The organism is Streptomyces sp. NPDC002845 (genome assembly GCF_053591955.1).
Genome location: NZ_JBSFUU010000146.1, coordinates 1 through 12,522, shown reverse-complemented (window position 1 = coordinate 12,522; position 12,522 = coordinate 1). Strand labels below are relative to the sequence as shown.

10 protein-coding genes and 2 pseudogenes are annotated in these 12,522 nt (G+C 70.5%); 8 read left to right on the top strand and 4 right to left on the bottom strand.

The features are described from left to right. The first annotated feature begins 3 nt into the window (after positions 1-3). Positions 4-168, top strand: a complete 165-nt coding sequence (locus tag ACWD3C_RS46595; protein ID WP_451154573.1) for a zinc-binding dehydrogenase — start codon at positions 4-6, stop codon at positions 166-168. A 48-nt stretch (positions 169-216) separates the two neighbouring features. After that, positions 217-819 carry a TetR/AcrR family transcriptional regulator gene (locus tag ACWD3C_RS46590; RefSeq protein ID WP_451154571.1) on the top strand — a complete coding sequence of 201 codons (603 nt, stop codon included), beginning with the start codon at positions 217-219 and terminating at the stop codon, positions 817-819. A gap of 352 nt (positions 820-1,171) precedes the next feature. Here ACWD3C_RS46590 and ACWD3C_RS46585 read toward each other — a convergent pair whose 3' ends face one another. After that, positions 1,172-2,329 (bottom strand): serine hydrolase domain-containing protein, encoded by a 1,158-nt coding sequence (locus ACWD3C_RS46585; RefSeq protein WP_451154569.1) that lies wholly within the window; start codon positions 2,327-2,329, stop codon positions 1,172-1,174. A gap of 234 nt (positions 2,330-2,563) precedes the next feature. Between ACWD3C_RS46585 and ACWD3C_RS46580 the strand changes: the two genes are divergently transcribed. Further along, the gene (locus ACWD3C_RS46580; protein WP_451154567.1) at positions 2,564-3,178 is read left to right on the top strand and encodes a TetR/AcrR family transcriptional regulator; all 615 of its coding nucleotides are present in this window, start codon (positions 2,564-2,566) and stop codon (positions 3,176-3,178) included. Between the two features lie 590 nt (positions 3,179-3,768). On the opposite strand, the gene ACWD3C_RS46575 is transcribed toward ACWD3C_RS46580, so the two are convergent. Together ACWD3C_RS46575 and ACWD3C_RS46570 are read right to left on the bottom strand one after the other, a co-directional pair. Then, positions 3,769-4,524 carry an IclR family transcriptional regulator gene (locus ACWD3C_RS46575; protein WP_451154565.1) on the bottom strand — a complete coding sequence of 252 codons (756 nt, stop codon included), beginning with the start codon at positions 4,522-4,524 and terminating at the stop codon, positions 3,769-3,771. Between the two features lie 316 nt (positions 4,525-4,840). Next, positions 4,841-5,857 (bottom strand): annotated as a pseudogene (locus ACWD3C_RS46570) (APC family permease); the annotation flags it as partial. Between ACWD3C_RS46570 and ACWD3C_RS46565 the strand changes: the two are divergent. From ACWD3C_RS46565 to ACWD3C_RS46545, 5 genes are all read left to right on the top strand, one after another. Next, positions 5,757-5,999 carry a hypothetical protein gene (locus tag ACWD3C_RS46565; protein ID WP_451154563.1) on the top strand — a complete coding sequence of 81 codons (243 nt, stop codon included), beginning with the start codon at positions 5,757-5,759 and terminating at the stop codon, positions 5,997-5,999. The pseudogene ACWD3C_RS46570 and the gene ACWD3C_RS46565 overlap by 101 nt on opposite strands. A gap of 339 nt (positions 6,000-6,338) precedes the next feature. After that, on the top strand, positions 6,339-7,784 hold the full coding sequence (locus ACWD3C_RS46560; protein ID WP_451154561.1) for an APC family permease: 1,446 nt from the start codon (positions 6,339-6,341) through the stop codon (positions 7,782-7,784). Continuing rightward, positions 7,781-9,676, top strand: a complete 1,896-nt coding sequence (locus tag ACWD3C_RS46555; RefSeq protein WP_451154559.1) for a primary-amine oxidase — start codon at positions 7,781-7,783, stop codon at positions 9,674-9,676. The genes ACWD3C_RS46560 and ACWD3C_RS46555 overlap by 4 nt, the downstream gene beginning before the upstream one ends. A gap of 6 nt (positions 9,677-9,682) precedes the next feature. Continuing rightward, positions 9,683-10,156: a hypothetical protein gene (locus ACWD3C_RS46550; protein ID WP_451154557.1), complete on the top strand. Its 474-nt coding sequence runs from the start codon at positions 9,683-9,685 to the stop codon at positions 10,154-10,156. Positions 10,157-10,272: 116 nt separating this feature from the next. Beyond that, positions 10,273-11,502 carry an aldehyde dehydrogenase family protein gene (locus tag ACWD3C_RS46545; protein ID WP_451154556.1) on the top strand — a complete coding sequence of 410 codons (1,230 nt, stop codon included), beginning with the start codon at positions 10,273-10,275 and terminating at the stop codon, positions 11,500-11,502. Between the two features lie 425 nt (positions 11,503-11,927). Here ACWD3C_RS46545 and ACWD3C_RS46540 read toward each other — a convergent pair. Further along, positions 11,928-12,101, bottom strand: a pseudogene (locus ACWD3C_RS46540) (integrase); the annotation flags it as partial. Between the last annotated feature and the right edge of the window lie 421 nt (positions 12,102-12,522).

Genomic DNA, 12,522 nt, shown 5'->3' with positions numbered 1-12,522 from the left:
TTCATGCGCGCCAGCGGCGACCAGCTCCGCCAGATCACCACCCTCGTCGACCAGGGCGTGGTGCGCCCGGTCGTGGGAAAGGTGGTCGGCTTCGACCAGACCCCGCACGCGCTGCAGTCCCTGTCCCAGGGGGGCATCCGCGGCAAGGCCGTCATCGGCAGCAGCTGACCCGCCGCAACCGCGACGGGCGACACAGAACGCACGAGGACACCACCCATGTCTGTCGCCTCCCAGTCGGTCGGACGGCGCGAGCGGAACAAGCAGGAGAAACTCGACCGCATTGTCGCTGCCGCCAGTGAACTGTTCGCCGAACACGGCGTCGATGAGGTCACGACCCAGCAGATCGCCGACCAGGCCGACATCGGCACCGGGACCCTGTTCCTCTACGCCAAGACCAAGGGCGAACTCCTCCTCCTTGTCCAGAACGCCAAGTACGTCGAAGCACTTGAGCAGGGCCGGGCGGACGCCGAGACCGTCCCAGGCGTGCTGGACGCGGTGCTGGCGATCGTCCGGCCGATCGTCGAGTGCAACCGCATCCAGATCGACAACGGACGCACTTACCTGCGAGAGATGGTCTTCGGCGACCCCGAGGAGCCCCGGCACGGCGCAGCACTCGCCATCGTCGCGCAGACCGAGGAGGCCGTCGCCGCCGTGCTGCGCCGAGACGATCGGGTCGCAGAGGGCGACGCCGCGACGCTGGCACACATCGTGTCCGCCGTGATGTTCCTCAGCATGGCGGCGGGCGTGAACATCGCCTTGAGCGTCGAGGAGATCGTGCAGGACATCCGCAGGCAGGTCGACGTCCTGCTGCCTCGCTGAAGCGCGGCCCCAGCCTCAGGCCCAGGCGACCATCCGGATCAAGCCGTTCGCCGTTTGGAAGCAAGAGACGTCGGCAGGACCGTCTCCTGTACCCGCCACACCGCCCGCACTGCCTGCCTCGCTCATCCCCGGCCAGACCCTCGTCCTGCCCGAGGACGGCTGGCAGGGGCTGCGCGTTCGCCTTCAGTTTCGCCGGCGCGGACGCGGACCTCACCCTCTTCCTGACCGGTGAGGACGGCCGGGTGGCGGCTGAAGAGGATTTCGTCTGTCCGTCGTCAGCCCTGCCTTCTCGGCCGGCGCGGGACACGGGCGGCCACCCGCGGACGCCGTTGGCCCGGGTGACTGCGCCGCCTCAGTGGTCGTGCTGGGCGATCGCGCGCAGGAAGGCGACGGTTTCCATGTCGCGGTTGGTGGACTCCTCCGTGGAAGTGCCGTACCTGCGGTTGGCCGACAGCTTGACGATGGTGGTGCGGGCGGTCGGGTCGACGTAGACGAACTGGTTGTAGACGCCAATGGCGCTGAACTCGCCGCGGTCTCCGTCCGGGATCCACCACTGGTAGCCGTAGCCCAGGCCGAACTGGTGGCCGCCGACGATCGGGCGGCCGGGCTCCAGGTGCGGGGCGGCGACGGTGACGGAGTCGCGCACCCATTGCGCGGGCACGACCTGCTCGCCCTGCCACGCACCACCGTTGCGGTACAGCTCGCCGATCCGGGCGTAGTCACGCGCGGTGAGGTTGAGCCCGCCGTACGCCATCTCCGTCCCGGCCGGGTCGAGGACCCAGCGGCCGGGTGAGGTCATGCCGAGCGGCTCGCACAGCTTCTCCCGCATGTAGTCGGCAACCGTGCGGCCGGTCGCCCGGGCCACGAGTGCGCCCAGCACCTGGGTCTCGCCGGAGTTGTAGCGACAGACGGTGCCGGGCTCGCTCTCGCGTGCCATGTTCGCGACGAAGTCGTCGAGTGTGCCGTCGATGCCCAACGTGGCCATGGTGAGCAGCCAGATGTCCGAGGCCGGGTCGTTGTAGTCCTCGTTCCAGCGGGCACCGGACGACATCTGCAGCACGTCCCGGATCGGGATGCCGTCGTAGGCGGAGCCGGGCCGGACGGGGACGTAGGCGCTGATCGGCTCGTCGATGCTGCGGATGTGGCCCTCCTCGACGGCGATGCCGACGAGGGCGGAGACGAAGCTCTTGGACACGGACATGGACAGCCACGGCACGTCCGGGCCTCCGGTGAGCAGGTACCGCTCGTAGCGGATCTCGCCGTCGATCAGCACGAGCAGCGCCGACGTGTCCGTGTCCGCCAGGAATTCCTCGGTCGACCGGACGGCGTCGTCGAACTCGTAAGTGGCGGGCAGGGCCGTCGCCTCGCCCAGTGGCCAGGGGTGCGGCTTCGGCGCGGGCGCCATCTCGCGCGTGTCCGCCAGGTCCTTGATCCGGCAGAAGTTCTCGTGCTGCGGCACACCGGTGAATAGGCCGATCTCGGCAAGGGTCTGCGGCTGCTGAGCTGTCATCGTCGTCCTTCAATCGCTCAGGAGAAGGGGAGGGGGAGGAGGAGGCCAACGGCGGCAGGCGGGGAAGCTCGGCCGGTCTGGCTCTTCGGGGCTTGTCGCCTGGGTATCCCGCGCCAAGGAGTGACATTGCGGAGGGGCAGAGACCCGATGAACGAGAAATTAGCAGTACCACTCGGTTAGGACAACCAATTGGTACGCTTATTTTCATCTGGCAGAGAGTGAGGCACGGTGGCGATGAGCACTCCACGGGTGGACGGGCGGACGCTTCGCTTCCAGCACCGCAGGCCGGAACTGCTGGCGGCGGCCACCGAGTACGTTCTGGAGCACGGCGTCAGTGACCTGTCCCTGCGCCCGGTGGCCCAGGCTCTCGGCGTAACCCACGCCACTCTGCTGCGGCACTTCTCGTCCAAGGACGAGCTGATTCTGGAAGTCCTGGACAAGATCCGCACCGACCTGGCCGAGCAGCTGACCTCCGCCCCTGAGTACCGCGGGGCGCGCTCCACGGCCGAGCTGGTCAAGGCCGTGTGGCAGCGACTGTGCGAGCCGCACGAGCAGAGGCAGTTCCTCCTGCTGTTCGAGCTGGTCGGCCGGCACGGCTGGAAGCCCGAAGGTGACCGGGACCTGGTGCACCCAATCATCGGCGGCTGGCTCGACATCCTCACCGACCGGCTCACGCAGGACGGACGGCCCCCCGAGGAAGCCTCTGCCCTGGCCACACTCCTGCTCGCCCAGGTACGGGGTCTTCAGCTCGATCTCCTGGTGTCGGGAGACCGGGAACGGGCCGATCGCGCACTCGACTTCTCACTCCAGCTGCTGGAGCACCGGAGCGGGTCGCCTGGGTGCGACTGAAGTGACAGCCGCCGCCTCGGCCGGCAGGCCGCGCCGCCGCGGACGTCGGCAACAAAAATGAGTCGTCATGGTGGACCGTTCACCCACGGGCTGAGGGCATGGCCCCAAGACCCGGACGGTGGAGATCCTCGATGACGTGCCGCTGGACCCCGATGAGCTGAGGGACTTGAAACCTCCGAAGAAGGCGCGGCTCCGGCATCCCTTGGCGCCGAGCAGACCGCACCTCCCCGGCAGCGTCCCGTACTGCGGGCTCCCGGGCCGGACATGTGCTGCCGCAACGCCGCATGACGGCGCACCTCAGCAATGCCCTCCCGCATGCCTGCCGGGGCTACAGGGCGGACCAAGGACCCTCCTTGGAGCTTCGTGCCCATAGCGTGCCCTTAAGAGCGGAAAGCAGCGGTTGACAGCGGCGCAAACCGGCCCGCACAACCACTCAAGGAGATGGCGTATGCCCAGGTCGGAGGTATAGCCCCCGCCCAAGCCCGTCGCTTCCCAAGCTGAGAGTGCGAGTTCGATTCTCGTCACCCGCTCTTTTTGGAGCCCCAGGTCAGTGGCCTGGGGCTTGTGCATTGTGGGGGCGGTGCCGCCGCTCAGGCCAGTAGCGGCGCCAGCCGTTCCGCGTGCTCCCGGACCACGGCGATGAGGTCGTCGTTCGGCTGGGCCACGCGGGCGGGTGGGCCGGAGAGGGCGAGGCCGGCCACCAGGGCGCCGGTGATGGGGTGTCGTACCGCCACGGCGAGGCAGCCGCGGTCGGTGCGGAGTTGGCCGCTCTGGCGGGCGAGGCCGGTCTCGGCGATCTGTTTGAGTTCGGCGGTCAGCTGCGCGCCGTCGGTGATCGTGTGCTGGGTGAAGCGGCGCAGGTCCGGAGCGACCGCGTGCCAGTCGGGCTGGGCGGCCAGGAGGAGTTGGCCGAGGGCGGAGGCGTGCGGGTAGCGGGCCAGGAGGGCTTCCTCGGACGGGGGGTGGTCGGGGTCCGGGTCGGTCATCACCAGGCGGTCGGTGGTGAAGGAGGCCAGGTGGACGCCCCAGCGGGTGCGGGTGCGGAGGTGGTCGAGGACGGTGCGGGCGGCCAGCGGGAGGTGCGGGGGCGCGGGGACGCAGAGGCGGGCGGCGCGACGGCCGAGCGCGAAGCCGCCCAGGCCGGGCAGGCGGACCAGATACTCCTCGGCGACCAGCAGGTTGAGCAGGCGGTACGTGGTCGCCGGGGGAAGCCCGAGTGCCGTCGAGATCTCCTTGGCGGTCACCCCGGGGCCCGCGGCGATCACCTCCTCCAGGGCGGCCAGCGCGTTGCGGATCGCCCTCGGCTGGCGGCCGGACAGCGCGGTCGGATCCATCGGGGGACTCATGCGGCATCCCGGGATGCCGGTTCGGGGGCGCCCAGGAGGTCGCGGTGCTCGTCTCGTCGTAGATCCCCACGGCCGCGAGCTGGCGTGGGCGGCGTGTCCGCAGCCAGGCGAACCACAGCGTGCCGGCCGCCAGGGCCGCGCCGATCGCCCACAGGGCGCGCCCGGACTGGGCCGCGAGGAAGGCGCCGAGGACGGTCAGCAGGGCCGGCGCGCAGATCGCCGTGACCGCGACGGGGCCGATGGTGAGTTCGCCGATGCGGTGCAGGAAGACGGGGGCTGCGACGCAGACCAGCAGGTACGCGACCAGGTAGCCGAAGGTGGCGGTGTTGAGCAGGATCATCAGCGAGCGGCCCGTGTCCACTCCCGCCAGTCGCATCGCCACGGGGACGGCCGCGGTGAGGGGCAGGGCGGCCGCGATCGCCACGTGGGGAGTGCGGTGCCGCTGGTGGGCGGCGCCCAGCGGGCGGGGTGCGATGCTCTCGCGGCCCATCGAGAACAGCACCCGGACCAGGGCGGTGGCACTGGCGAGCGCGGCGGCGAAGAAGGACAGCGCGATCCCGGCCTCCAGGAGGGCCGACAGCCAGGGAAGGCGCTGGGTGGTGGCCAGGGTGTCCACCGGCTCCCGCTGTCCGGCCAGTCCGCCTCGTACATCGGCGAGGCCGATCTGCTGGGCGTAGGCGGCCAGCAGACAGAGAAGTCCGGCGACCGCGGCCGTCGAGTGTACGGCCCACGGGACCGTGCGGAAGGGGCGGCGGGCCTCGACTCCCACGGCCGCCGCCGCCTCGAACCCGATGAACGCGCCGAGTGCGGGCAGTACCCCTGCCGCCGTCCTGGCCAGGTCCGGCGGCGGGAGTCCGAGACGGTGCAGGTCGTGCGGTACGCCGTGCCGGACCAGCAGCGCCCCGAAGATGACCAGCATCAGCACGATCGACGTCGCCTCGATCAGCAGCATCAGGCGGGCCGCGGGCCGGATGCCGCGGATCATGAGGACGGCCGCCAGGGCGGCGAGTGCCAGTACGGCGGTGACGAACACGCCGGTCGTCGACCCCACCCCGGCCCGTGCGAGCAGCGCGCTCAGGTAGCCCGCCGCACCCGTGAAGCCCGCCATGGCCAGCACGCCGTACCCGATGAGCAGGCCGCAGCCGCTGACGAACGCGCTGACGGGCCCGAGTCCCTGGGCGGTGAGGCTGTAGAGCGAACCCGCGGCGGCCATCCGGTGGGTGAACTGGCCGATGCACATACCGATCAGCAGCGCGAGCCCGGTCGCCACGGCGAACGACCAGACGGTGGAGCCGCCGGCCGTGGCGGCCACGATCGCCGGGGTCGCCGCCATGGCCGCGGCGGGCGCGGCACCGGCCACCGACTGGGCGAGGACCTGGAGCGGGTCGAGCCCGCGCCGGTCGAGGCCGTGCACGGGAGAGCGGGTGGGCAGCCTGTTCGACTCGGACATGGCCCCGGCGGCCAGGCCCGCGTAGCCGGCGACGGGCGAGTCCGGTCGTTCCTGCATGGGCGGTTCACTCTCCTCGCGGACCCCCCCCGTGAGACGGGGGACGGGGGCGCGTTCCGCCGCAGCAAGGTAACCCGCCCGGGGTTTCCGCGGAACCCACGCCCGTGTTAACCGCCGATGCCCCGAAGTGAGAATTCCGGTCCGCGCATTTCCGGGCTCCGAGAATCCGTACGGCCGTCGCTCCCTCGCCCCGCGACCGCGCTGACCAGTCTTTCCGTACCGGGAGAGCGGGCGTTGCCCCCCGGTGACGGCACGGCGAACGTCGGTCCTCATCGGCATGCGCCTCGCCCAGATCCCGGGAGGATCCATGGACGCGCCACCTGAGAGAAACGCCCTCACCGGTTCACTGGGAGTCGGATCGATCGTCTTCATGGTCGTCGCCGCGGCGGCCCCGCTCACCGTCGTCGCCGGCGCCGTCCCGGTGGGCATCGCCCTCGGCGACGGCGCCGGCTTCCCCGCCACCTTCGTCATCTGCTGCGCGGTCCTGCTGCTGTTCGCGGTCGGCTTCTGCGCCATGACCCGGCACGTGCCGAACGCGGGCGCCTTCTACACGTACGTCCAGCAGGGGCTGGGCCGGGTCACCGGCCTCGGGTCCGCCTTCCTGGCGCTGGCCACCTACACCGCCGTGCAACTCGCGGTGTACGGATACACCGGCGCCACCCTGCAGGGGCTGGTCGTGCACTACGGCGGTCCGGAGCTGCCGTGGCCGGTGTACGCCGTCGCCGCACTGGCCCTGGTGGGCGTGCTCGGCTACCGGAACATCGAGCTGTCCAGCAAGGTGCTCGGCGTGCTGCTGCTGTGTGAGGTCGGCATCGTGCTGGTCTTCGACCTGGTGGTGACCGTCCAGGGCAGCGACGACGGGTTGTCCACGGCGTTCCTGAAGCCGTCCGAGGTCACCTCGGGCTCACCCGGCATCGGGATCATGTTCGCGATCGCCAGCTTCCTGGGCTTCGAGGCCACCGCCGTCTTCCGCGACGAGGCCCGCGATCCGGAGCGGACGGTGCCGCGCGCCACGTATCTCGCGCTGCTGCTGATCGGCGGCTTCTACACGCTGTCCTCGTGGGCGCTGGTGTCGGCGTGGGGCGACGGCGAGGTGGTCAAGCAGGCGGGAGCCGACCCCGGCGGCATCCTGATCACGACGATGACCCGCTACCTCGGGACGGTCGGCGGAGACCTGACCCAGGTCCTGCTGGTGACCAGCCTGTTCGCCGCGCTGCTCTCCTTCCACAACGTGGTGGCCCGGTACGCCTTCTCGCTCGGCAACTCCGCCGCCCTGCCCGCCTCCTGGGGCCGCACCCACGCCAGGCACGGCTCCCCGCACCTGGCGTCCCTGGCCCAGAGCGCTTCCGCACTCGTGCTGCTGGGCGTCTTCGTGGCCGTGGGCCTGGACCCGGTGACCCAGGTCTTCGCCTGGATGGCCGGGACCGCGACGCTGGGTGTCCTGGTGCTGATGGCGCTCACCTGTCTCGCGGTCGTCGTCTTCTTCCGCCGTACGAAGGCCGACACCCGCCTCTGGCACACCCTTCTCGCCCCCGTCCTGGGCCTGGCCGGGCTGGGTGTCTGCCTGGTGCTGACCGTCTCGAACTTCCCCCTCCTCATCGGCGGCTCCACCGGCCTCGCCCTGGCGATCGAAGGGGTCCTGGCCGCCTTCTTCGCCGCGGGCGTCGCCCTCGCCCTGGCACGGCGCGACGCGGCCCGTGCCACCGGCCGCCGCTCCCACCCGACCCACTCCCCCCTGGAGGAAACGGTATGACCGCTCATCCCCTCGACCTGGTCACGGAAGACGAACTCCGCGCGGTGAAAGCCGCGTTGACCGCCGCCGGCCTGCTCACCGAGACCGTGCGTATGGCCTTCTGCGGCCTGGAGGAGCCCGACAAGGCCGCCGTCCTCGCCCACGTCCCGGGCGCCGAGGTCGACCGCCGCTTCCGTGTCCTCCTGCTCGACCTGCCGACCGGCGCCTCGCACGACGTGATCGTCTCCGGGTCCCGCTCCGAGGTCGACCGGGCCGTCCTGCTCGATCCCGCCACCACCGGCCAACTCCCCATCACCGACACCGAGTTCGAACTGGTGGAGGAGATAGCCCTGGCCAGCGAGGAGTGGTGCGACGCGCTGAAGCGGCGCGGCCTGGACCCCGCCACCGTCCGCACCGTCCCCCTGTCGGCGGGCGCCTACGACGACTGCCCGCCCGGGGACGGCCGGCGCATCGTGCGCGTTCTGGGCTTCCAGCAGCTCCACGACAAGGACCACCCCTGGGCCCACCCGGTCGACGGCGTGGTGGCCTACGTCGACCTCACCGCACGTACGGTCGTCGAGGTCGTCGACCACCGCGACCTGCCCGTCCCGGCCGAGTCCGGCAACTTCGACGACCCCGAGGTCGCGGGCGAGCCGCGCAGCACGCTGAAGCCGATCGAGATCACCCAGCCGGAGGGCCCGAGCTTCGCTCTCGACGGCAACCTCCTGACCTGGCAGAACTGGAGTCTGCGCATCGGCTTCAATGAGCGCGAGGGCCTGACGCTTCATCAACTGGCCTTCGACGACCGGCCGATCGTCTACCGCGCGTCGATCGCCGAGATGGTCGTCCCCTACGCCGACCCCTCCCCCGTGCGCTACTGGCAGAACTACTTCGACGCCGGCGAGTACATGTTCGCCCGGTACACCAACTCCCTGGAACTGGGCTGCGACTGCCTCGGCGAGATCACCTACCTGGACGCGGTGATCGCCGACGACTTCGGCGACCCGCGCACGATCCGCAACGCGATCTGCATCCACGAGGAGGACTACGGCGTCCTGTGGAAGCACAGCGACATGTTCGCGGGCTCGAACGAGACCCGCCGCCAGCGCCGTCTGGTCGTCTCCTTCTTCACCACCGTCGGCAACTACGACTACGGCTTCTACTGGTACCTCTACCTCGACGGCACGATCCAGTGCGAGGCGAAGGCCACGGGCGTCGTGTTCACGTCGGCGTATCCGGAGGAGGGGCACCCGTACGCGACACAGATCGCGCCGGGCCTCGGTGCGCCCTTCCACCAGCACCTGTTCTCCGCCCGGCTGGACATGACGGTCGACGGCACGCGCAACGCCGTGGAGGAGGTGGACGCGGTCCGGGTGCCGATGGGTCCCGGGAACCCGTACGGCAACGCGTTCGCCGAGCGGCGCACCCGTCTCGCGCACGAGTCGGATGCGCGGCGCCTCGCGGACCAGGGGCAGGCGCGCACCTGGCACGTGGTGAACCCGGAGAAGGTCAACCGCCTCGGCCGGCCGGTCGGTTACGCCCTGTATCCCGAGGGGCAGCCGGTACTCCTCGCCGACGACGCCTCCGGCATCCACGACCGCGCCGCCTTCGCCACCAAGCACCTGTGGGTGACGGCGTACGACCCGGACGAGCGCTACCCGGCGGGCGACTTCGTCAACCAGCACCCGGGCGGCGCGGGCCTGCCCGCCTGGACGGCGGCCGACCGGACGGTGGACGGCGAGGACATCGTGCTGTGGCACACCTTCGGCCTGACCCACTTCCCGCGCCCCGAGGACTGGCCCGTCATGCCCGTCGACTACGCGGGCTTCACCCTCAAACCGGTCGGCTTTTTCGACCGCAACCCCACCCTGGACGTGCCGCGCTCCGCGAGCCGCCACTGTCACGGGGGCTGATCCGCGGTGATGCTGCTCGCGGCGGTGCTCGGGCTGGTGAGCTGTGCCTGTGGTGTGGCGGGGCGGCCGGTTCGGGTGCGCCGCTGGGTGCCGCATCTGGTCATGGCCGCCGCGATGGCGGCCATGGCCCTGCCCGAGGTGACCCCGGGCCCGCTCGGATGGTGTCTGCTGCTGGCCGCCACCGTGATCTGGGTCGCCCGGGACGACGACCTGCTCACGGCGGGGTTGCCGGTGGCGTACGACCTGCTGGGCATGGCCGGGCTGCTGTTCGTGCACTGGCGGGCGGCGCTCGGCGGACATGCCTCGATGCACGAGGAGACCCTGCCTGACCGGTCGTACACCTGGGCCGCCGTCGCCGTCGTCGCGCTGTGGGCCGTGGCCCGGTTCGGGGCGGTACCCCGGACCTCGCATCCGCACCCATGGGCCCGGATCGGCGGGCCGGCGATGGCCGCCGCGATGGCGCTGATGCTCCTGAACTGACCTGTTCCACCGACGGACAAGGAGAGCCGCACATCATGAGCACCTACGAACTCACCTAACCCGTACGGGACTTCATCTCCAGCGGCCCCAAGAAGCTGCTGATCGACGGGGAGTGGGTGGAGGCGGCGGGCGCCGTCTTCACCACCCACGACCCGGCCACCGGCGAGAAGGTCACCGATGTGGCCCATGGCACCGCCGAGGACGTGAACCGGGCCGTCGCCGCCGCCCGCCGCGCCTTCGCCGAGGGCCCGTGGAGCAGGATGACCCCCTCCGAGCGGAGCGGGCTCGTCTGGCGGATCGGTGACCGGATCCTCGAACGGGCCGCGGACTTCGCCCAGTTGGAAGCGCTGGACAACGGCAAGTCCGCGGGCGTGGCACAGGCCGTGGACGTCACCTGGGCGGCGGACATCTTCCACTACTACGCGGGCCGGGCCACCAAGGTCGAAGGGCGGACCATCCCGGTGTTGGTGCCGTGGGTGCCGGGCGCCGAGTGGCACGCGTACACCCTGCGCGAGCCGGTCGGGGTCTGCGCCCAGATCATCCCGTGGAACTTCCCGCTGCTGATGGCGGCGTTCAAGGTGGCGCCCGCCCTGGCCACCGGCAACACCGTGATCCTCAAACCGGCGGAGCAGACCCCCCTGACCGCCCTCCTGCTGGGCGAGATCATCCAGGAACTCGACGTCCCGCCGGGTGTGTTCAACATCGTCACCGGCTTCGGCGAGGCGGGCGCCGCCCTCGCCTCGCACGACGACGTGGACAAGGTGGCGTTCACCGGTTCCACGGAAGTCGGCAAGAAGATCGTCGACGCGGCGCGGGGCAACCTGAAGAAGGTCTCCCCGGAGCTGGGCGGCAAGAGCCCGAACATCGTCTTCGCGGACGCCGACCTGGAAGCGGCGGTGGCCGGTTCGGCGGGCGCCTGGCTGTTCAACCACGGCCAGTGCTGTGTCGCCGGCACCCGTCTCTTCGTCGAGGACAAGATCTTCGACGAGTTCACGCAGGCCGTCGCCGACTTCGCCGCCCAGGCGAAACTGGGCCCCGGCCTCGATCCGGCGACCCAGGTCGGCCCGGTGGTCGTGGCACAGCCCTTCTCCACCGACGACGGCGTCGTCCGCCAGGCCAACGACACCGACTTCGGCCTCGCCGCCGGCGTCTGGACACGCGACATCTCCAAGGCCCACCGCATCGCCCGCCGACTCAAGGCCGGCACGGTCTGGGTCAACACGTACAACGCCTTCGACACGGCACTCCCCTTCGGCGGGTACAAGCAGTCCGGTTGGGGGCGGGAACTCGGCGAGGGCGCCATCGATCTCTACACCCAGGTCAAAGCCGTGAACATCCAGTTGTGAGGGGGGTGCGCCCGTCGGCGGGGCTTGGCGGCACGGCCTCGCCGACGGGCGCGAGCGGACCGTGGTGTCGGCCGTGTGCTCCGGCGATGGCTCCCTCCTGGCCGAGGCCCGCTTCCAGGTCTTGGGCGGTCGCAGCCCGCTGAGAGAGACTCCCCCGAGCCTCCGAGCCGACGGCGTGCCCATAGCGTGCCCGCAAGACCGGTCAACCACGGTCACCAGCGGTGCGATGCTGCGCTCCCGGGCGCCACGCCAAAGCACATAGGACCAGCTCAGAAGGCATCCGGCTCTCCAAGCGCCGTCGCTTCCCAAGCTGAGAGCGCGAGTTCGATTCTCGTCACCCGCTCCACTATGAACCCCCAGGTCATTGACCCGGGGGTTGTTCTGGCGGGCGGGGAGCGCACCACATGCGCACCATAAGCGCGCTGCTAGGTGCCGGTGGGCTTCCGCTTGTGGTGCGCGCGGCTGTCGCTGTGGTGCTTCGCACGCTCCGCGCGGACCATGCCGTCGAGCCCGGCCGCCACATCGCGCTGCCACTCCTCGTCGGAGTGCTGATAGATCAGCGCGGCTTTCTCGGAAGACCGGCCGGCCCGGATCATCGTTCGCGACGACGAGGACGCTCAGCACCGGAACGCCGTCCGGGGCGTCGAGAAGTGGAGCGAGGCGGACGTACTTCGGTGCCTCCACTTCATACGCCATGAACGCCGCCGCCTGGCAAGATTGGCCAAGTCAACTGGTCAACCAGACCAGTGACGAATCCGCCGGCGCAGTACCGGGGGCGCCCGTACACGGCGCCTCACCGTCACTCATGACGGCGCCGTCAGACAGTCGACTCCGGCGCCGCCGGTGCGCTGATCTGCCGCTTGAGGATCTTGCCGCTCGGCCCCATCGGCAACGTGTCCATGAGCCACACGGTCCGGGGGTACTTGCTCAGGTTCAAGGAGTCGTCGCAACACTTCTACTTTGTGTTGATAGTAGGTGATTGTTGAGAGTCTCGGCGGGTGTTCTCCAGCCAAGGGTCTT

What these genes read in the sequence shown, in the direction of transcription:
- ACWD3C_RS46595 (WP_451154573.1), top strand. Translation starts at nt 4, where the DNA reads ATGCGCGCCAGCGGCGACCAGCTCCGCCAGATCACCACCCTCGTCGAC.
- ACWD3C_RS46590 (WP_451154571.1), top strand. Translation starts at nt 217, where the DNA reads ATGTCTGTCGCCTCCCAGTCGGTCGGACGGCGCGAGCGGAACAAGCAG.
- ACWD3C_RS46585 (WP_451154569.1), bottom strand. Translation starts at nt 2,329, where the DNA reads ATGACAGCTCAGCAGCCGCAGACCCTTGCCGAGATCGGCCTATTCACC.
- ACWD3C_RS46580 (WP_451154567.1), top strand. Translation starts at nt 2,564, where the DNA reads ATGAGCACTCCACGGGTGGACGGGCGGACGCTTCGCTTCCAGCACCGC.
- ACWD3C_RS46575 (WP_451154565.1), bottom strand. Translation starts at nt 4,524, where the DNA reads ATGAGTCCCCCGATGGATCCGACCGCGCTGTCCGGCCGCCAGCCGAGG.
- ACWD3C_RS46565 (WP_451154563.1), top strand. Translation starts at nt 5,757, where the DNA reads ATGCACATACCGATCAGCAGCGCGAGCCCGGTCGCCACGGCGAACGAC.
- ACWD3C_RS46560 (WP_451154561.1), top strand. Translation starts at nt 6,339, where the DNA reads ATGGACGCGCCACCTGAGAGAAACGCCCTCACCGGTTCACTGGGAGTC.
- ACWD3C_RS46555 (WP_451154559.1), top strand. Translation starts at nt 7,781, where the DNA reads ATGACCGCTCATCCCCTCGACCTGGTCACGGAAGACGAACTCCGCGCG.